A 20,205-nucleotide genomic window follows, 5' to 3' on the forward strand; every position below is an offset into this window, starting at 1 on the left:
GGCTAATTTCTACTGGTGTTTATAATGAGCCAATTCATTCATAATCGAAAAGTGATGGAGGAATTTCGGCGCGAGCTGCGCAAAAGTCCTACATCATCCGAAACATTACTCTGGGAAAGGCTACGCGGGAGTCAATTAGAAGGACGAAAATTTCGTCGTCAGCATAGCATAGGTGCGTATATACTCGATTTCTATTGTCCTGCTGAGCGATTAGCAATTGAAGTCGATGGAAGTATTCATAACACTCCTGAAAACATAATTAATGATCAGGAACGAGATCGCACGTTAGCTCATTTACGAATCACAACTCTTCGGATTAGCAACGAAGAAATTGAGACAGATGTAGAATCTGTACTCATTAAAATCAAGTCTTATTTTAGCAACTGAAGTACTCTTCCAATCCCCCTCCCCTGAAATCAGGGGAGGGGCCAGGGGTGGGGTCAACCGATATGAACAAGCTACGAAACGAACTCCAACAGGCAGCTGCCGAAAGTGAAACCCGACGGCACTTTTTACATACCTGCTCTACAGGGCTTGGTGCGATGGCCCTAAGTTCCATTTTGGGTAGTTGCGGCTTTTTCAGTAAAGAGTCGTCGAAGAATAACGACGTTGGCGCAGCCTCGCTAAGTTCGGAACCAACCGCACCGCATCCCTCTCAGTATTTGCCTAAGGCCCAACGGGTCATTTATATCCACATGGCGGGTTCACCGAGCCAACTGGAGCTATTCGACTACAAGCCAGAACTTGCCAAATACAATGGGAAGGACTGTCCTCAGGCATTACTCGAAGGCAAGAAATTTGCCTTTATCCGGGGAACACCGAAAATGCTAGGGCCACAGGGAAAATTTGCGCAATATGGTCAGTCGGGAGCGTGGCTATCGGATTATCTACCCCATTTGCAGGGGGTTGTCGATGAGGTTTCGTTTCTGAAAGCCATGTATACCGATCAGTTCAACCATGCTCCTGCCCAACTGCTCATGCATACAGGCAGTGCCCGGCTGGGTCGTCCGAGCCTGGGTTCGTGGGTGACCTACGGATTAGGTACGGAGAATGATAATCTACCGGGATATATCGTACTGGCATCTGGTGGCAAACAACCCGACGCGGGTAAATCGGTCTGGGGGAGCGGCTTCCTGCCAACGGTTTATCAGGGTGTTCAGTGCCGAACCGATGGCGACCCGGTACTCTATGCGTCGAACCCCAATGGCATGGATCGGAACATCCGCAAGCAAACCATCGACGCCATCAGCCAGATCAATCAGCAACAGTATAATGACGTAAAAGACCCTGAAATCCTGACTCGCATTGCGCAGTACGAACTCGCTTTCCGTATGCAGATGTCGGTTCCCGATGCGATGGATATTAAAAGCGAGCCCCAGTACATTCTGGACAGCTACGGCGTCGATCCAGCCAAAGGTTCATTTGCCCGCAACTGCCTGCTGGCCCGTCGGCTTGCCGAACGAGGGGTACGGTTTATTCAGTTATTCGACTGGGGCTGGGATACGCATGGCACCAGTGCCGACGGAGCCATCGAAATCGGACTTCGAAACAAATGCAAGGAATCGGACCAGGCAGTAGCTGCCCTTCTGAAAGACCTTAAACAGCGTGGGCTGTTAGACGATACCCTGGTGGTTTGGGGCGGAGAATTTGGCCGAACACCCATGCAGGAAAACCGGGATGGACAAACGCTACCGTTTATGGGCCGCGACCATCACCTCGAAGCGTTTACGGTCTGGATGGCCGGGGGTGGCGTAAAACAAGGATTTTCGTACGGCGAAACTGACGACATTGGCTATTATGGCGTGAAAGATAAAACTCACATTCACGACCTTCAGGCTACGATCCTACACCTGCTTGGTTTCGATCACACCAAATTAACCTATCAGTTTCAGGGCCGCCCCTTCCGCCTGACCGATGTAGCCGGGAAAGTAATTAAACCAGTACTAGCCTGATTCTGAACCAGGATTTTTATGATTTAACTGACTGACTTTGATTTTGCATTTCGTTTCTTCGAAACGCGTGAATAAAATCATAGTCGGTCAATCAAATCATAAAAATCCCGGTTCAGAGCACTTTCGGTACTTCGAAGAATTGCTCGTCGTGCTGAGGGGCGTTGGCGAGAGCCTGTTCGCGGGGGAGGTGATTACCCACTACGTCGTCGCGGAGAACATTGGTTTCATCCGAAATATGCGTTAGGGGTTCCACACCCGTCGTGTCAACTTCATTCAGTTGCTCCATCCAGGTCAATACGCCATTCAGGCTGTTCAATAACTCCGCTTCCTCCTCTGGCCGAACTTCCAGACGCGCCAGATGAGCTATTTTGTAGAGTGTTTCCTGATCTACTTTCATAATCAAAGAGTGAACGAGTGAAAGAGCGAAAGAGCGAAAGAGCGAAAGAGTGAGTCAGGCTGGTCAGTTCTCACTCTTTCACTCTTTCGCTCTTTCGCTCTTTATTTAATTCTGCGTCAATAATTTTATACGTTTCTTCTTTGAGCCGCTCCAGGTCGTCCTGAGTCATGCCTTTTGTTTCGATGGGCGGATGGATGACAGCCCGTAAGGGATGCCAATGAAAGCGAATTGGGCTTCTATCGGGCAAAATCTGATCATTATTCAACAGGGTCACCGGCACAATAGGCACCTGCTGCTGAATCGCCATTGTAAACGCACCATCCCGAAAGGGCACCATTTGCGGTGGCTCAGTGGCCTTGATCCCCCCTTCCGGAAAAATCATAATACTTCGCCCTGACGCCAGCGTTCGTATCGACTTTGCCAGCGAGTAGGCCCGGCTATTCGGCTGACTGCGATCGACTTGTACGTGCAGTTTGGCAAACATATAGCCCAGCAACGGAATATGTTTCACCTCGCTTTTACCTACAAAGGCGTAGTAGTTTCTGACAATCACGCCCATTGCCGCAATGTCGAGGTACGAAAAATGGTTCGCACAAAACACATAGACCTTTTTAGGGTCGGGCCGAAACCGCCTTTCGACACGCACAGGCATACCAGCCCCGATGAAAAACAACATGCCCCAGACATAATTGACTTTATGAGCAAGTGGCTTCCAGTTTTCCCGTTGCAGAAACACAAACTGAAACGGAAACAGTACGAGGTACAATGCCACGAACCAAATAGCGCACCAGATTGTGTAAAGTAGTCGCATAGTTTCTGAACCGGGATTTATTTGATTTAACTGACTGACTTTGATTTGCAATTGCCAGCTTTCTTTGAAAGCCTAATAGAAGTCGGTCAGTTAAATCAAATAAATCCCGGTTCTGATTTAGTGTTTAAAATGGCGCACACCCGTCGTGACCATCGCCAGACCGTGCTGATTACAATAATCGATTGAATCCTGATCCCGAATAGAACCTCCGGGCTGTACAACGGCAGTCACTCCAGCCTTGCTGGCAATTTCTACGCAGTCGGGGAATGGGAAAAAGGCATCCGAAGCCATTACAGACCCGTTCAGGTCGAAGCCAAACGAATGTGCTTTTTCAATAGCTTGCCGAAGCGCGTCTACCCGCGAGGTTTGCCCTACACCACTTGCCAGCAATTGGCCTTCCTTCGCCAGCACAATTGTGTTCGACTTGGTATGTTTACACACTTTCAGGGCAAACTCCAGCGCACGAACTTCGCTTTCGGTAGGAGCCTTTTCCGTAACGGTCTTAAACTGGCTGGCGGTTTCAGCTACATTATCTTTATCCTGTTCCAGCACCCCGTTCAGAATGGTTTTGAACATCACCGGCGGCAGTTCAACTGCATTCCGCTTCAGCAGAATACGGTTCTTCTTCGATTTCAACAGTTGTAAGGCTTCGGGTGCATAGTCGGGCGCGATCAAAATCTCCATGAAGAGCTTATTCAACTCCTCGGCCGTAGCCAGATCGACGGGAACGTTTGTAATCACAACACCCCCGAAGGCCGATACCGGGTCACAAGCCAGCGCGTTCAGATACGCTTCTTTAGCTGTAGGTGCCGTAGCAATCCCACAGGCGTTGGTATGCTTGATAATGGCAAAAGCCGCTGAACTGTCGGTCGCCGGAAATTCGTCGATCAGGCCAACGCAGGCATCTACATCGACCAGGTTGTTGTACGACAATTCCTTACCATGCAGCTTATCGAACATAGCGTCCAGATCACCATAGAAACTGGCCTGCTGATGCGGGTTTTCGCCATAGCGAAGGTGATTGGCAGGCAATGCCTTGAAGTCATAAATAGCCCCTTCGTAACCCGTTCCCTGCGGCTGTTCACCGGCAAAATACGCCTGGATGGCCGTATCATAATGCGACGTAACGGCAAAGGCTTCGCCCGCATACCGACGCCGATCTGTTAACGCAGTAGTTCCCGATTTTTCGGTCAGCAGTTCAACCACTCCGGCATACTGGCTCCGCGACGACACGATCAGTACATCGTTGTAATTTTTAGCGGCCGCCCGAATCAGCGAGATACCACCAATATCTATTTTCTCGATGATGTCTTCATCCGATGCTCCCGAAGCCACGGTTTCTTCAAACGGATACAGGTCTACGACAACCAGATCAATCGGCGGAATCCGGTGCCGTTCGGCCTGGGCCAGATCTTCGGGCACGTCGCGCCGGTACAGAATGCCTCCCATTACGGCAGGATGCAATGTTTTTACCCGACCGCCAAAAATAGATGGATAACCTGTAAGGTCTTCAACGGCCGTAACCGGAATTCCCAGTTGTTCAATGAATGCCTGTGTACCACCCGTCGAATACAGTTTGACGTTTTGCTGGTGCAATAACCGAACTAAAGGCTCTAAACCGTCTTTATAATAAACGGAGATTAAAGCAGAGGAGATTTTCAGAGACATGAATATGGCCGAAACAGGCTCCGGCTGTTTCAGTAGCTAAATGGCAAGTAATCCGAAACAGCCGGGAGCCTGTTTCGGCCTGAGCCACAAAGATAACCAAAGCTCTTAACTTTGCAGTCGGCAAGGCAAACTCTGGAGTAGGTTGGCGACTAAGTCCACACATTCCAGCGTTCTTTCGATACATGAGCACATTTAAAAAATTAGCGAGCGATACGGCACTTTATGGTGTTAGTACTATTCTAGGGCGACTAATCTATTTTGCTTTAGTTCCTTTACACACCTATGTATTCAAGAAGCCAGGTGAATTATCATCTAACGTCGAATTGTACAGCTATGTAGCCGTCCTACTTACCTTATACACATTAGGCCTAGAAACTGCTTTTTTTCGTTTTGCTGCCCGTGCTAAAGATAATCAAGCAGAACGCCAGCGAATTTTTAATGACACCCTTAGCATTGTTGTCATTATTAGCACGCTTGCATCTGCATTAATTATAGGTTTAACTCCTCAATTGGTCGTTTGGCTGAATTATCCAGGCCAACAGTCATCTATCATATGGGTAGCCTTACTGATTGCTATTGATGCTATAGTCGCTATCCCATTTGCCCGGCTACGGGTAGAGAACAAAGCTCGTCACTTTGTACTAGCCAAACTTATCAACATAGGGCTTGTCGTTCTCCTTAATGTTTTCTTTTTGATTGTTTGCAGAGACATTTCGGCTGGTAAATATGCCCAGTTTCTACAACCAGCCGTTAGACTCATTTACAATCCAGCCATTGGCCCTGGTTATATCTTTCTAGCAAATTTGCTAGCTAATGCTTCTTATTTTGTACTTATTCGAAATACGTTCAGAGACTTTCAATTTCGAATTAACCAACAGGAGATTAAAGCCTTGTTGGTGTATGCATTTCCATTAATGCTCACCAATTTGGCAGGTTTGATCAATAACACAACCGACCGAATTTTTCTACGACATTTTTTACCAGAAGGGTTCTATACCAGCCTAAGCTCTGCTGATGTGCTAGGGATATACGGTAATTGTTATAAACTATCTGTATTTATGGCGCTGGCTATAAATTCGTTTAAGTTCGCAGCCGACCCATTTTTCTTTTCAAAAGCAGAAGATAAAAATGCACCTGATCTGTTAGCTATAGCAACCAAATGGTTTCTAATTGTATGTGTTTTGATCTGGGTAGGTGTAAGTCTAAATCTTGATCTACTAGGGTTATTAGTTTCCAAGCGATATCGCGTCGGTCTGGATATTGTGCCTATATTATTACTCGCCTATTTATTTATGGGTGTCTATTATAATATATCTTTCTGGTTTAAGCTCAGCGATAAAACAAAGTTTGGTACCATTATTACTATTACGGGCGCTGCCATAACAATCCTGGGCAATATTCTTCTAATTCCCGTGATGGGGTATATGGGTTGTGCGGTAGCCTTTCTGGTTTCCAGCTTCGTCATGATGGCGATCTGCTACTTGCTGGGCGAGAAGTATTACCCTGTTCCCTATCAGGTAGGCTCTGCGTTGGGCTATATAGTGGGGGCCGGTCTATTGATTTACCTGTCCTGGCAATTTCCAATTGCTAATTTATGGGTATCGGTGCCTGTCCATATTGGACTGTTTGGGCTGTTTTTAGGAGTAATTGCGGTGATTGAGCGCGATACCTTTCAACCGGTACTGGCCCGTATTAGAAAGCAAACGCCTAAGACACCCAAATTACCCAGCGAATCTGAACAGGTATTTCCAGGAGAAGAGCAACTCTGACCCAAATGGCAGAAAATAGGTTTTAAAAATTGTCCAAGATTCTATAAAGAAGTATAAATGGAGCCTTTTTGTCATTCCAACTAAATTCTAAAGTTTTAGTAAGTCGTTAAATTTTCAGTAAAAATCCCTATAGTGTACTAATCGGTGCTTTTATAGGTAAATTTGAAGATAATTTGTTTCCTCTGCCACCCAAAACGGCGTGTACTTATCCATGAAATTCTGTTTTTTCCGTGGGGCCTGGTTACTGCCCGTAATCTGTCTGTTCGCTCTTTGTTCCTGCCGTGAAAAACCCTTGTTTGAGCGGCTCGACTCATCCGATACCGGCATCTCATTTGCCAACACGATTACCGATAGCGATACACTCAACATCCTCAATTATCAATATATCTACAATGGCGGGGGCGTAGGGGTCGGTGATTTCAACGGCGACCAGAAGCCTGATGTTTTCTTCGCCGGGAATCAGGTATCCAACCGACTGTATATCAACGAAACCGAAACGGGTGGCGGTAACCTTCATTTCAAAGACGCAACGGAATCGGCAGGAGTAAGTGGTGGCGGCCGCTGGTGCTCGGGGGTGTCGGTAGTCGATATAAACGCCGATGGTAAACTCGACGTATACGTATCCAATACACTCCATAAGAAAGGCGCTCAACGGGCCAATCTGCTGTATGTCAATCAGGGGAACGACACCGATGGCAACCCAAAATTTCGGGAAATGGCCGTTGATTATGGGATTGCTGATACGACCTACTCAACTCACTCGGCCTTTTTCGATTATGACAACGATGGCGATTTAGACCTGTTTGTACTGGTCGATCAGATTGCCGACCCCAAAAATCCGGGTTATCTGAAAGTCCGCATCGACGACGGAACCTCGCCCAATACGGACCGACTGTACCGCAATGATTTCGACGCGAAGCGGGGCCATGCCTACTTTACCGACGTTACCAAACAAGCGGGCGTTGTCGCTGAAGGCTTTGGTCTGGGGCTAAATATATGTGATATTAACCGCGATGGCTGGAAAGATATTTACGTTACCAACGACTTCGCGAGCAACGATGTCCTCTACATCAACAACCATGATGGTACGTTTACGAATCGCTCCCACGACTCGTTTAAGCATACCAGTTCATCAGCAATGGGCAATGATGTGGCCGACATCAATGGCGACGGTCTGGCCGACATTATATGCATGGATATGCTACCCGAAGATAACCTTCGCAAAAAGAGCCTGATGGGTCCCAGCAGTTATTTTGCTTATCAGGAGTGGGACCGCCTGGGGTATGAGCACCAATACGCTCGTAATACGCTTCAGCTCAATCAGGGCGTTCGGCCTACAGATACTTCAAAAACTCATGCCAACATGCCGGTTTTCAGCGAGATCAGTATGCTGGCGGGGGTGGCCGAAACCGAGTGGAGCTGGTCGCCCCTACTGGTCGATCTGGACCACGACGGCTACCGTGATCTGCTCGTTACCAACGGATTTCCCCGCGACGTTACCGACCGCGACTTTACCGTTTATTATAGCTCCGTCAATACCTACCTGAGTGATGCATTACGGAAAGAATTAACCGATAAAATTCCCCAGGTAAAGGTGAGCAACTATGCGTTTCGCAATCGGGGCAGCTCAGGAACGCCCGCTTTCGAGAACGTGACCAACCTCTGGGGCATGGCCGAACCCAGTTTCTCGAACGGAGCAGCTTATGCCGATTTCGACGGCGATGGCGACCTCGATTACGTAATCAATAATATCAACGACGAAGCTTTTGTTTATCGCAATAACCTGAACGACCGTAAGCCCGAAAATGCCCATTATCTCCGCATTCAGTTTGAGGGCGATGGTGCCAATCGTATGGGCTTGGGTGCTCTGGTCGAGTACGACCTTCCCGATGGTCGAAAAGAGTTTTATGAGCATACGCTGTATCGCGGTTTCCTGTCGAGTGTAGATCCGATTGCTCATTTTGGTTTGGGGAAGGAGAAAACCATCAAAAACCTGAAAGTGACCTGGCCGGGTGGCCGAGTGCAGATTATCCCATCCGTAAATGCTGACCAGACATTGGTCCTGAAAGCAGCTAACGCCCAACCTGGCCCCTCAGTTACGGAGCCAAAGTCTGTGGTAAACCCATTGATGACCGATGTAACGTCTTCACTCGGCATTACCTATCGGCATGAAGAAACCGACATTATCGACTTCAACCTCCAGAAAACCCTGCTGCATAAACTGACCGAGTATGGCCCGGCGTTGGCCGTTGGCGATGTAAATGGCGACGGGTTTATGGATATGGTAGTGGGCGGCAGCTCCAAATTTTCGACCGACTTACTGCTTCAGCAGGCCAATGGTCATTTCACACGCAAATCGTTTCCAACCAAATTATCGGAGGATGCCGGTATACTCCTCTTCGACGCGGATGCAGATGGTGACCTCGATCTGTACGCAGCCAGTGGAAGCCCGGAGGTTGGTCAAAATCAGTTGGAAGAAGCGCTTCACCATCACCTCTATGTTAATGATGGCAAAGGCAATTTCACGTTGGATGCCAATGCATTACCTAATTTCTGGCTGAACAGTTCGTGCGTTAAAGCCGCTGATTTTGACCGCGATGGCGACCTCGATCTGTTTGTAGGGGGCCGTGTGGAGCCTTACAAATACCCAATGGGCGTACGTAGTTACCTACTCCGAAACGATGGCAGTACAAAAGACAAACCGCATTTTACGGATGCGACAGCCCAGATTGCCCCGGTACTCACGAAGCAAAGCCTGACCTGCGATGCGCTCTGGACCGATTATGACAAGGATGGCTATGTCGATTTGCTGTTGGCCAGTGAGTGGGCTCCCCTTACCATGCTGCACAATGAAAAAGGGATGCTTAAGCCCCTAGACAACAGCGGGTTAAGCGATAAGTCAGGCTTCTGGAACTCGTTAACGCCTGGCGATTTCGACAACGATGGCGACATCGATTATCTGGCCGGGAACCTGGGGTTGAACAACCTGCTCCGCGCCACACCCGATCGACCTACTCGGATTTATGCGGGCGACTTCGATAACAATGGTTTTTACGACGCTTTTCCAACCGTGTACTTCAAAAATGCCAAAGGTCAGTATGAAGAATACCCCTATTTTGGCTGGGACGATATGGTGAAGCAGATGATCGGTATCAAAAAACGCTACATCAAATACGCCCCCTTTGGCGAAGCAACCATTAATCAGATTCTGACCGACGAAGAACGCAATCAGGCCTTAAAGCTTTCGGCAAACTACCTGTCAACCAGCTATATCGAAAATAAAGGCAACGGAAAGTTTGAGGTTAGGCCCTTACCCGTTATGGCTCAGGCAGCTCCTGTTTTCGGTATGCTGGCTCAGGATGTCGATGGTGATGGCAATCTGGATGCCGTATTGGTCGGGAATGAACACGGTAGCGATCTGGTAGCTGGTCGGATGGACGCTTTTAATGGGCTTGTCCTGAAAGGTGATGGAAAGGGCGGTTTCCAACCGGTCACTATTGCTCAAAGCGGCTTCTACGTTCCGGGCAATGCCAGAGCGTTGGTGAACCTACCTGATGCACAGGGACATTGCCGGATTGCCATTACAGAGAATCGGGGGCCATTACGGCTATTTTCCATTCAGCAGCCCCAAACATTTACGCCCGTCGATGCCAAAACCACAGCGGTATCGCTTCGGCTGAAAAATGGCAAAACGCGCCGGCAGGAAATTCCATTCGGCACTACTTTCTATGGGCAATCGGCTCGGGGGGTCTGGCTACTCCCCGGCGAACAGATCGAAAAAAAGTAGAGACAAAAAAATAGCTTCTCCGTGGCCTGTGACTTCACAGGCCACTTTTGTGTTTGCCGCCCCATTTCCCCCAAAGAAAGCGTAAGCAGCTTATCTTATGGCGGAATAGTTCACGGAGAGAAAGCATCAGATACGAAAAACCCCGCCCCATTGAGGAGCGGGATTGAGACGGTCGGCCGTTGCCGTCAGAGTGACCTGGAATCAATCCTCCCGAACCCGGATATTGGTTTGATTTACTGTAGCTGTCCGGCTCCGAACGGCCGATGTGATAAAAAACCCCACAGCTCCTCGTCCCGATGGGTTGGTGTTGCTGATGTTGGTAGGAATATTGGCTGGTGGCGTCGCAAACAAGCCCCCATTGGTAATCTGTGTTCGAAATTGCTGCCAGAAGTCGAAAGCCTCCGATGTAAGCGATTGCAACTCCACTTTCACCACATCGTTCATCGCATACAAACTATCGACATTGATGGACCGCCGGATGGGCACAATAAACATCAGTCCGTCGGTGACGGAAGTACCACTACGAAATCCTCCATCCTGCGACGTAACAATGTTGTTGGGCTTGTTCTGCAACTCGCCATTTCGGAAAAAACGTACCCGATAGTAATCCGTCTGGTTAGGAATATCCACGGCGTAAAATTCGGCCCGATACCCTTCATTTTTCGAAAAAGGATTTAGTTTTCGTTTCACAAAAATGAGTGAATCAATGGGTGGCACCCGGTTCATCTTTGACACAGCCCGATAGGTTTCACCCTGAAATCCAATGCTAAGCTGATAGGTTCGTCCAATATGCCCCAGGGTATCATTGCCTGTCGGCTGCCAAACATAGTAGCCGTCATTATCAGGGTCCAAAAACGTATAACTCTTTCCGGCATTGTCCGTAACCGTAACGGTAGCACTGGTCGCGGCTGGTGGTGTACTGTTATTAAAATACGCGGCTGTCTGCGTAAGTCGAATGGTTTGAGCCCCTGGCTGATCGGTCAGTACAGCATCGACCGAAAGCTGCGTTGGCCCCGTATCCAGTTTAGCATCAATGACCGTTGTGCAACTGTCAAGCAGCACAACAGTACCCAGTAAAGCGAATAAAATTGAAAGTCGTTTCATTGTAGTAATGGCCCTTTTGAGATGGCGTTTGGCTACAGCTTTGTTGTTTTAGAACTTGAAATTGTAGGTTACCGATGGGATAATGGTCGCAAAAACCGAATACTTAATGGCTTCGGTCACACGCGGATTATCGGCGTTGGGCTGGAAGTACACCGAAAACGGATTTTTACGGGCATATACGTTGTATACAGAGAACACCCAGTTGTCTTCCTTGCGTTTACCCGGCCGTTTACGTCCCTGTAGGGTAGCAGCCAGATCAAGCCGATGATAGGCCGGAATCCGGTAATTATTGCGCCCATTGATGATCGGCGCTACGAACCCTTCATATTCGAAGCGATTTGTTGGAAAGGTACCGGGTGTACCACTAGCCAGCGTAAACGTAGCTGAGAAATTCCAACGCTTGGCTTGTGGCGGATCGAAAAGCAGTACCGACGTCAGTGTATGGCGTTTATCGAAACGGGTTGGGTACCAATCGCCGTTGTTAATGCCAGCTACCTGCCGTTCAGTTTTAGCCAGTGTATAACTGATCCAGCCATTCACCACCCCCGTGTTTCGTTTTACGAAAAATTCGGCTCCATATGCCCGCCCTTTTCCATTGAGCAAATCGCCTTCGAGGTACTTGTTCAAAATCAGGCTGGCTCCGTCGATATAATCGATCTGATTCTGCAACCATTTGTAATACACCTCTACCGATGCTTCGAACTCCCGGCCACTACGACCGAAATTCTTGAAATAGCCCGCTGCAACCTGATCGGCAATCTGCGGTTTTATGTTATTGGTCGATGGTGTCCAGATGTCGAGCGGAGTAGAAGCTGTTGTGTTCGAAATCAGGTGAATATACTGCGCCAGCCGATTGTAACTAAGTTTGAGAGAGCTATTGCCCGACAGTTCATACTTAGCTGCCAAACGGGGTTCCCAGTTGCCATAGGTTTGAATCGTACTCCCCCCTTTATAGGCTACGGTTGTGAGCACTTCCCGTCGGGTACCCAGCGGCACGTCGGTCTGGAATGTATACGCTTCACCCGGCCCGGTATAGTTGAATAGGGAGTAACGAAGACCATACTGTAACTGAAGCTGAGGAGTAACCTGTTGCTCGTTCCCAATATATACTGCCGTTTCGAGCGCATGTTTATTCTCTATACCGAACGAGCGGACAGCCCCGGCGCTGGCAGCCGTAGCCGTACCCGGCTGAAAATCATGCACAATGGCTTGCCCACCAAACGTAATCAGATTTTTGCCCAGCGCCAGCGAAAAATCGGGTTTAATGCTATAATCGACAATGCGCGAATCGGTACGGAAGAAATCATTGGGATTCTTCTGCTTTAAGTCGGTATTCAGCGAATAATCGTAATTGCTATAATAGGCTGTCGTATTCAGGAATAACCGTTCACTAAAAATATGGTTCCAGCGGGCCGATACCGTGGCATTCCCCCAGTTGAACCCAAAATCCGACCCAAACACATCCCGTCCTAAATAGCCCGACAGGAATACGGTATTTTTGTCGTTGATCCGATAATTCCCTTTCGCCGTCAGATCGTAAAAGTAGAACTTGGCTCCTTTCAGATCACTGTTTAGGAAGGGCTGAGCCAGAATATCGGCATACGAACGACGAGCCGCCACAATGAACGATCCTTTGCCTTTAAATAAAGGCCGCTCGTACGACAGGCGACTGAATATCAGCCCAATGCCCCCATTCAGTTCAGGCTTTTTGGCATTACCTTCTTTTAATCGAACATCCAGAATCGACGCGATCCGCCCGCCGTAGTTGGAAGGAATACCGCCTTTGATGAGCTTTACATCCTTGACGGCATCGGGATTGAATACCGAAAAGAAGCCAAACAGGTGAGAGGAGTTATAAACGGGTGCTTCGTCGAGCAGTACCAGATTCTGGTCGATACTCCCCCCCCGAACGTTGAAGCCCGTTGCGCCTTCGCCAACGGTTGTCACCCCTGGTAGCAATTGAATGCTCCGAATCACATCGACCTCACCAAGTAGTGCGGGAATACGCTGCAAGGTTTTCACATCGATCCGGTTGACACTCATCTCGATGTTTTTGACGTTGTCATCTTCCCGATTGGCCGAAACGACCACTTCCTGAAGGTCTTTGCCTTCCTGTTTTAGTTCGAGGTCGAGCCGTACGTTTTTATCCGTAAGCTCAACCGTTCGGGTCTGCTTGGCGTATCCAATGTAGCTGATCACCAAATTATAACCACCAGGTGGCAGAGTAATGGCATAGAAGCCATAACTGTTCGTTACGGCCCCCGTACTGGTTTCTTTCACATACACGGATACCCCAATAAGACCTTCGCCATTGGCAGCATCTTTTATATACCCACTGATGGTTAAGCCTGCCGTTCGAGCTGGCTTTTCGGAGGCATTTCCAAGATTATTTATTGTGGATGGGGCCTGGGCCTTACTGAATTGCTCGGGAAGCAACCAGAGAAGAAGGCAGCATAGCCAAACGGGTAAGCTGTGTTTCATTGCGTTATCGATAATGGGTATCCGATGGGATGGATACGTCAGGTTGTTCGAATCAGAACGCAAAGGTATCGCTCCTAACCTAGAGCTCAGCTAAAATTAGATAAACCTGCTAAAAACGAGGCTGAACGGCCTTCCACACAGGACAAAACCAATAAACAGCCATACAGTAACCGGAAAAACCAGAATGGAGCCAACTGCTCGGGGGCCAATCTGCCAACTGGCCCCCGGCAGTTACTGAGCCTTAATCACAGAAATCAGCTTCTGTAATTCCTTAAATCGCTTTTCGTCAGGTTCAGGGTTTTCAATGGGCAACTTTTTCAACTCGTCGATAATAATTCGGCCGACCAGTAGCCTCATATTTTTCTTGTCATCGGCCGGAATCACGTACCAGGGCGCTTTGTCGGTAGCCGTTTCGTTGATACAGGTTTCGTAGGCCTCCTGATAGTCGTCCCAGAAATCCCTTTCTTTTACATCGCCCTCCTCGAATTTCCAGTTTTTTTCGACATCCTCAATCCGGGCAATCAACCGATCGGCCTGCTCCTGCTTAGAAACGTGCAGGTAGAATTTAACAGTCGGAAAACCATTACGGTGCAGGAATGTTTCCATATCCCGAATGGCTTCATAACGATGTTTAAATAGCTTATCCAGATCTTCTGTTGTTTTTTCGGGAAGGCGCTGGCTTTGGGTAAGAATCTCTGGATGGACTTTCACGACCAAGACCTCTTCGTAGTATGAACGATTAAATATACCGATCGTACCCCGTTCGGGGAGTTCGCGCCAGCTTCGCCACAGAAAATCATGATCCAATTCCTGGTCCGTCGGGCGTTTGAAAGAGTACACCCGTACCCCTGCCGGATTGGTTCCGGTAAATACATGTTGAATGGTACCGTCTTTTCCGGCGGCATCCAATGCCTGAAACACCGTCAGCAACCCGTATCGGTTATGCGCAAACATCCGCTCCTGCCACTTGTCGATTTCTGCCGCCTGCTGCCGAAGTATAGCTTCGTAATGGGCATCATCTTCATAAAGATCATCAACTTTGGTAGGTGCTTTTTTAATTTTTAAGGACTTCTCTCCGTCGTAACGGAAGCGGTCAGTGTTGAAATCAGTCACGGTAATGAAGGGTAAACTTTACGTTGCGAAGTTCTGTTAAGTCATTAGGCAAATTAACCGAATAAAACCTATAAGGTTTCAGGAACTCAACAGGTTTGTCGAAACAAATTATATGGCAACAAATGAATCAGGCGCTTTGGCAAAAGCGACCTTTGGCACGGGCTGTTTCTGGTGTACCGAAGCCGTTTACGAATCACTTAGAGGAGTTATTTCGGCTGTATCGGGTTACGAAGGTGGCCACAAGGAGAACCCGACCTATAAAGAGGTTTGTACGGGTACAACTGGTCATGCTGAATGTGTAGAGGTGACGTATGACCCTACACAAATTACGTATCAGGAATTGCTGGAAGCCTTTTTCCGGAGCCACGACCCAACATCGCTGAATCGACAGGGTAATGACATCGGTACGCAATACCGATCGGTCATTTTCTACCACAACGATGAACAGAAACAACTCGCCGAAACGGCCAAAGCCGAGCTGGATAAGTCGGGAGCCTATGATAGTCCCATTGTTACGGAAATCAGCCCGGTCAGCACCTTTTATGAAGCCGAAGCGTATCACCAAAGCTATTTTGCCAATAATCCAAATCAGGGTTACTGCGCTTTTGTGGTAGCTCCGAAAGTAGATAAATTCAGGAAAGTTTTTAAAGAAAAATTAAAACCTGATTTAAATCATTCGTAGTAGGCACCATTAAAATTTTATTAGTTAAGCTCCTCAATTTGAGGAGCTTTTTATTTATTCAGCGTACTAGACTTAGACTTACTTAAGAGCAACCTATTGAAGGCTAGGTATTTAAACAATTTATTTCACAAATCGCTATAGGTTATAAATCCTTGTTTGCTATGTTTGTCACAAAGTCAATATTGACCGAATAATAAGTGGTCTGTTTTGGCGTTTGTGAGGCCCACAGATTCGCTTTTACTTTGTCTAAAATTTTAACACAAATCAGTTTCGTCAAATGAAAAAAATCCACTTTTCTATTTTACTGGTTCTTGGTCTGTTAGTCGGCACCCAATCATTTGCTCAATATAAAATTGACAAAGGAACCAAATTGATTAACCTTGGCATTGGTGTAGGTGGCTATGCTAGCGTAGGTGGTATCGCTTTTGGTGCCTCTGCCGACTTCGGTGTTGCGCCAAACATCACGGTTGGTGGCCAAGTAGCTTATCGTAGCTTTAACTATGGTTACCTCGGTTACAACGATAAAATCAACTACCTATATTTTGCAGCTCGGGGCTCGTATCACTTCAACGAATTGCTGAACTTAAGTACAGACAAAGCTGATCTGTATGCAGGTATCGGTTTAGGTTATGAGAGCGTAACTTATAGCTCAAGTTTCGGTAGCGGCTTTAACACATTTGGTAGTGGTATTTATCTGCCAATTCACCTGGGTGGCCGTTACTTCTTCAGCGAGAAAGTAGGTGCATTCGGTGAATTAGGAACAGGTATTGCCCCGCTTATGCTGGGTATCACCTTCGGCCTGTAAACCAATTTTTCACAAAAAAAGGCAACCGAATACGGTTGCCTTTTTTTGTGCCTTTCTGTTTTCAAATACTATTTACCAGCCACTTCTTTGAGGCTGGCAATACCCATATTCCAGAGAATAAAGGAATAAATGTCGGCCGTCATTTCGATGTTCTTTTTCGTATTACTCGCTCCGTAACCTGAGCTAATATAGGTTTCCTCCCCATATAAACTCTCTAAAACCTGACGCAGGTATATATCGGCCAATCAGCGAAGTTGTCGGTACGTTTGCCAGTTGAGCCCGGTATTGTAATGCTAGCAAATCCTGTTCTGTTGGTGTCTCCTTTACTTCCAAAGCCTGATTCCCATTTAGAATAAAATCTATTTCAGAACCTGACCGACCGGTCTGGTAATATTGTAGGGAGCCCAATTGACCTAACTGCACGGCTATTGTGTTTTCGAAGAGTGTACCGCTACTTACCTGGGCCAGTCGATTCAGTAAACCACTGTCACTGATATATAATTTAGGCTGATGAGCAATAGCACGATCTGGATTGCTCGTGTATGATTCAACAATACGAACAAAATAGGTGTATTGTAACAGCGAGATATAATCTTTTACCTTAAACCGACTTATCCCGAGTAGGGAGCTGATCTTACTGTAATCAAGCTTACTCCCTACACGATTTGCCAGTAGCCTCATCAATTTGAACAGGTCATCGCTCACTGAAAAGTCTGATAGCAACCGAATATCCAATTCGATATGCGCATTAACGATATCGTCAAGGTATCGCTGCTTCTCTTTTTCAGTATCCGTCAATACTACTTCCGGAAACCCACCATACCGAATGTATTGCTCGTATAGGGCATGGTATCTGTCGTAAAATGCGGGTTGATAAAGCTTACGTGCGAACGGACTGACTCGGCTCGAATCGATTTCATGGAATTGAAGAAATTCAGCAAATGACAATGGAGCCATTTCAAAAATAGTCTTTCGCCCCGCCAGGCTCTCCGTAAAATGATTTCGTAGATAAAACGAGCTGGAACCCGTTACAATAAATTTAACAGCATACGTATCATATAGATATTTTATAACACTGGTGCTATTAGGCACTAACTGAATCTCATCTAAAACAATAACCGAAGGTTTTGTAAAGTCAATGCCTTCTACCTGAAGGTTGATTTCAATATCCGTATATGACGACTGATTAAAAATGAATCGATTGTTTGCCTTCTCAAAGTCGAGATATACTTTGTTTTCATGATTCACCTGCGCCATCAGATACTTGGCCGCCGTTGATTTACCAACCCGGCGCATGCCCGTAATAACCGTCACCTGTTTGCGTGTAAGATGCTCTTCCAGCTCATCATAAATAGCTCGCCTATACATACGTATTTGATATATTTTGAAACAAAAATGAGATATTTTTGATAAAAAAATCATCAAAAATATCTCATTTTCTACAAAAGGCTATATAAAACCTACTTACCAGCAACTTCTTTCAGGCTGGCGATCCCCATATTCCAGAAAATAAACGAGTAGATATCAGCCGTCATTTCGATGTTCTTTTTCGTATTACTCGCTCCGTGACCTGAGTTCGTGTCGATCCGAATCAAAACAGGATTGTTTCCTTTATACACCTCCTGAAGCGTAGCCGCATACTTGAACGAATGCGCGGGTACAACCCGGTCGTCGTGATCGGCTGTTGTGATCAGCGTGGCGGGATAATTCAGGCCGGGCTTGATGTTCTGAATGGGCGAATAGGCATACAAAGCCTTAAACTCGTCGGGATTATCGCTGCTGCCATAGTCGGCAATCCAGTTCCAGCCGATGGTGAATTTATGGAACCGTAGCATGTCCATCACCCCTACCTGCGGAATGGCAACCCGAAACAGTTCGGGACGTTGATTCATAACGGCCCCCACCAGCAAGCCCCCATTCGAACCACCCTGAATAGCCAGCTTAGCCGGGCTGGTGTATTTCTGGGCAATGAGGTATTCGGCTGCAGCAATAAAATCGTCGAACACATTCTGCTTTTTCAGCTTCATTCCCTGCTCATGCCATTTTTCGCCATATTCGCTGCCCCCACGCAGGTTGGCCTGAGCATATACTCCACCCTGTTCGAGAAAGGGAATCCGAAATGGACTGAAGGAAGGTGGTAAGCTGACATTAAACCCGCCATATCCGTAAAGCAGGGTTGGGTTTGTGCCGTCCAGTTTCAGCCCCTTCCGATAGGTAAGGAACATGGGCACTTTGGTACCATCTTTACTGGTGTAAAACACCTGTTTTGTTTCGTAAGCATCGGGTTTAAAATCAACTTCGGGCGCTCTGAAAACGGTACTTTTCCGTGTGGCAATGTCGTACCGATAAATGGTAGGTGGGAATGTGAACGAGGTGAAGGTGTAGAATACGAATTTGTCGTCTTTCTCACCCCCAAATCCACCTGCCGACCCTAAAGCCGGTAACTTTACTTCGCTTTCCCATTTGCCAGCATAATCGTATACGTCAATTTTTGAGACAACGTCTTTACTGTATTCTACAAACAGTTTGCCACCAGCGGCCTGTACACTTCCTTCGGCAATCGGTTCGGGCTTTTCGGGGATAAGGTCAGCAAGCGTTTTTTTCCTGGTATCGAAGGCAACGACTTTGCTGTTTGGGGCTTTATCGTTGGTCAGGATCAACAACCGATCGCCATCATTATCCACCACATCATAACTAAAATCGGTAATATCGGCCACTACAGGTGCGAAAGTCTTACTCCCGGCTTTAGCATCCAGAAAAAAGAGCGCATTCCCGTCTTTCCCTTTGCCCCGGTCGCTTACCGATAATAGGGCAAATCGTTCATCATCCGTAGTCCGCAGAATGTGGAACCGTTGCGGATTTTTGGCATCTTCATATACCAGCTTGTCGGCCGACTGTGGGGTATTGAGTTTATGATAAAATACCTGATGGTTTTCGTTTTTAGCAGCCAACGCGCTCCCTTCGGGTTTAGGGTATCGACTATAGTAAAACCCGTCACCCTGCCAGGCCGCTCCTGATACCTTCACCCATTCAATTTTTTCGGGTAAGTATTGCTTTGTAGCGAGGTCCATAATCTGGTACTCCTGCCAGTCGGAACCGCCTTTCGACAGGCCGACTACGGCGTACTTACCATCTTTTGATAACGAGAAAGCGCCCAGCCGGGTAGTCCCATCGGTCGACAGTTTGTTCGGGTCCAGGACCAGTTCGGGTTTACCATCGAGCCCTTTTTGACGATACAGAACCGCCTGGTTTTGCAGTCCATCATTTTTCGAGAAATAGAACCACTCACCTTTCCGGCTCGGTGCCGAATACTTCGGGTAATTATAGACCTGTTCCAGCCGATTCTGGAGCTGTTTGCGATAGGGTATCTGCGCCAGATAATCGAATGTAACCTTATTTTCGGCTTTGACCCATTCGGCCGTTTCAGCCGAGCGGTCGTCTTCGAGCCAACGGTACGGATCGGCTACCTGTGTACCATGATACGAATCGACCTGATCGGTCTTACGGGCGTGCGGATAGGTAAGCGGCTGCGTGGCCTGCCCCTGTACTCCCAGTGAACTTAGCATAAAACATACATGAATAACCCCCAAATAACGCATGGTTTGGCTGATGATAAGTGGTAAGAATCGTAATAGG

14 protein-coding genes are annotated in these 20,205 nt (G+C 47.5%); 6 read left to right on the forward strand and 8 right to left on the reverse strand.

Annotation, left to right across the window (positions count from 1 at the left end; genetic code table 11):
• Window positions 1-54: 54 nt before the first annotated feature.
• The gene (locus B153_RS0108820; RefSeq protein ID WP_020596331.1) at window positions 55-387 is read left to right on the forward strand and encodes an endonuclease domain-containing protein; all 333 of its coding nucleotides are present in this window, start codon (window positions 55-57) and stop codon (window positions 385-387) included.
• 62 nt (window positions 388-449) lie between these two features.
• Window positions 450-1,952, forward strand: a complete 1,503-nt coding sequence (locus B153_RS0108825; RefSeq protein WP_020596332.1) for a DUF1501 domain-containing protein — start codon at window positions 450-452, stop codon at window positions 1,950-1,952.
• Window positions 1,953-2,064: 112 nt separating this feature from the next.
• Here B153_RS0108825 and gatC read toward each other — a convergent pair whose 3' ends face one another.
• The 3 genes from gatC to purH all read right to left on the reverse strand — a co-directional run bounded on the left by gatC (window position 2,065) and on the right by purH (window position 4,828).
• Window positions 2,065-2,349 carry an Asp-tRNA(Asn)/Glu-tRNA(Gln) amidotransferase subunit GatC gene (gatC, locus tag B153_RS0108830; RefSeq protein ID WP_020596333.1) on the reverse strand — a complete coding sequence of 95 codons (285 nt, stop codon included), beginning with the start codon at window positions 2,347-2,349 and terminating at the stop codon, window positions 2,065-2,067.
• 70 nt (window positions 2,350-2,419) lie between these two features.
• Window positions 2,420-3,160, reverse strand: a complete 741-nt coding sequence (locus B153_RS0108835) for a lysophospholipid acyltransferase family protein (RefSeq protein WP_020596334.1) — start codon at window positions 3,158-3,160, stop codon at window positions 2,420-2,422.
• Between the two features lie 117 nt (window positions 3,161-3,277).
• Window positions 3,278-4,828 carry a bifunctional phosphoribosylaminoimidazolecarboxamide formyltransferase/IMP cyclohydrolase gene (gene purH, locus B153_RS0108840; RefSeq protein WP_020596335.1) on the reverse strand — a complete coding sequence of 517 codons (1,551 nt, stop codon included), beginning with the start codon at window positions 4,826-4,828 and terminating at the stop codon, window positions 3,278-3,280.
• Window positions 4,829-5,010: 182 nt separating this feature from the next.
• Between purH and B153_RS0108845 the strand changes: the two genes are divergently transcribed.
• A complete protein-coding gene (locus B153_RS0108845; protein ID WP_020596336.1) occupies window positions 5,011-6,597 on the forward strand; it encodes a lipopolysaccharide biosynthesis protein in 1,587 nt (528 codons plus the stop codon).
• Between the two features lie 211 nt (window positions 6,598-6,808).
• On the forward strand, window positions 6,809-10,384 hold the full coding sequence (locus tag B153_RS0108850) for a CRTAC1 family protein (RefSeq protein ID WP_020596337.1): 3,576 nt from the start codon (window positions 6,809-6,811) through the stop codon (window positions 10,382-10,384).
• Between the two features lie 201 nt (window positions 10,385-10,585).
• Here the strand turns inward: B153_RS0108850 and B153_RS0108855 are convergent, their stop codons facing one another.
• From B153_RS0108855 to B153_RS0108865, 3 genes are all read right to left on the reverse strand, one after another.
• On the reverse strand, window positions 10,586-11,488 hold the full coding sequence (locus B153_RS0108855; protein ID WP_020596338.1) for a DUF4249 domain-containing protein: 903 nt from the start codon (window positions 11,486-11,488) through the stop codon (window positions 10,586-10,588).
• A gap of 48 nt (window positions 11,489-11,536) precedes the next feature.
• Window positions 11,537-13,969, reverse strand: a complete 2,433-nt coding sequence (locus B153_RS0108860) for a TonB-dependent receptor (RefSeq protein WP_020596339.1) — start codon at window positions 13,967-13,969, stop codon at window positions 11,537-11,539.
• A 231-nt stretch (window positions 13,970-14,200) separates the two neighbouring features.
• Entirely contained in the window at window positions 14,201-15,082 is an 882-nt protein-coding gene (locus B153_RS0108865) for a PPK2 family polyphosphate kinase (protein WP_020596340.1), read from the reverse strand.
• Between the two features lie 112 nt (window positions 15,083-15,194).
• Here B153_RS0108865 and msrA point away from each other — a divergent pair, with 112 nt between their 5' ends.
• A complete protein-coding gene (gene msrA / locus B153_RS0108870; RefSeq protein ID WP_020596341.1) occupies window positions 15,195-15,764 on the forward strand; it encodes a peptide-methionine (S)-S-oxide reductase MsrA in 570 nt (189 codons plus the stop codon).
• Between the two features lie 277 nt (window positions 15,765-16,041).
• Window positions 16,042-16,569 carry a hypothetical protein gene (locus B153_RS0108875; RefSeq protein ID WP_020596342.1) on the forward strand — a complete coding sequence of 176 codons (528 nt, stop codon included), beginning with the start codon at window positions 16,042-16,044 and terminating at the stop codon, window positions 16,567-16,569.
• A gap of 183 nt (window positions 16,570-16,752) precedes the next feature.
• Here the strand turns inward: B153_RS0108875 and B153_RS0108880 are convergent, their stop codons facing one another.
• Together B153_RS0108880 and B153_RS0108885 are read right to left on the reverse strand one after the other, a co-directional pair.
• The gene (locus B153_RS0108880; protein WP_020596343.1) at window positions 16,753-17,937 is read right to left on the reverse strand and encodes an ATP-binding protein; all 1,185 of its coding nucleotides are present in this window, start codon (window positions 17,935-17,937) and stop codon (window positions 16,753-16,755) included.
• Between the two features lie 92 nt (window positions 17,938-18,029).
• On the reverse strand, window positions 18,030-20,135 hold the full coding sequence (locus B153_RS0108885; RefSeq protein ID WP_020596344.1) for a prolyl oligopeptidase family serine peptidase: 2,106 nt from the start codon (window positions 20,133-20,135) through the stop codon (window positions 18,030-18,032).
• Between the last annotated feature and the right edge of the window lie 70 nt (window positions 20,136-20,205).

Source organism: Spirosoma panaciterrae DSM 21099 (assembly GCF_000374025.1).
GTDB lineage: Bacteria > Bacteroidota > Bacteroidia > Cytophagales > Spirosomataceae > Spirosoma > Spirosoma panaciterrae.

Coding starts and splice junctions, on each gene's coding strand:
- B153_RS0108820 (WP_020596331.1), top strand. CDS start 55: ATGGAGGAATTTCGGCGCGAGCTGCGCAAAAGTCCTACATCATCCGAA.
- B153_RS0108825 (WP_020596332.1), top strand. CDS start 450: ATGAACAAGCTACGAAACGAACTCCAACAGGCAGCTGCCGAAAGTGAA.
- gatC (WP_020596333.1), bottom strand. CDS start 2,349: ATGAAAGTAGATCAGGAAACACTCTACAAAATAGCTCATCTGGCGCGT.
- B153_RS0108835 (WP_020596334.1), bottom strand. CDS start 3,160: ATGCGACTACTTTACACAATCTGGTGCGCTATTTGGTTCGTGGCATTG.
- purH (WP_020596335.1), bottom strand. CDS start 4,828: ATGTCTCTGAAAATCTCCTCTGCTTTAATCTCCGTTTATTATAAAGAC.
- B153_RS0108845 (WP_020596336.1), top strand. CDS start 5,011: ATGAGCACATTTAAAAAATTAGCGAGCGATACGGCACTTTATGGTGTT.
- B153_RS0108850 (WP_020596337.1), top strand. CDS start 6,809: ATGAAATTCTGTTTTTTCCGTGGGGCCTGGTTACTGCCCGTAATCTGT.
- B153_RS0108855 (WP_020596338.1), bottom strand. CDS start 11,488: ATGAAACGACTTTCAATTTTATTCGCTTTACTGGGTACTGTTGTGCTG.
- B153_RS0108860 (WP_020596339.1), bottom strand. CDS start 13,969: ATGAAACACAGCTTACCCGTTTGGCTATGCTGCCTTCTTCTCTGGTTG.
- msrA (WP_020596341.1), top strand. CDS start 15,195: ATGGCAACAAATGAATCAGGCGCTTTGGCAAAAGCGACCTTTGGCACG.
- B153_RS0108875 (WP_020596342.1), top strand. CDS start 16,042: ATGAAAAAAATCCACTTTTCTATTTTACTGGTTCTTGGTCTGTTAGTC.
- B153_RS0108880 (WP_020596343.1), bottom strand. CDS start 17,937: ATGTATAGGCGAGCTATTTATGATGAGCTGGAAGAGCATCTTACACGC.
- B153_RS0108885 (WP_020596344.1), bottom strand. CDS start 20,135: ATGCTAAGTTCACTGGGAGTACAGGGGCAGGCCACGCAGCCGCTTACC.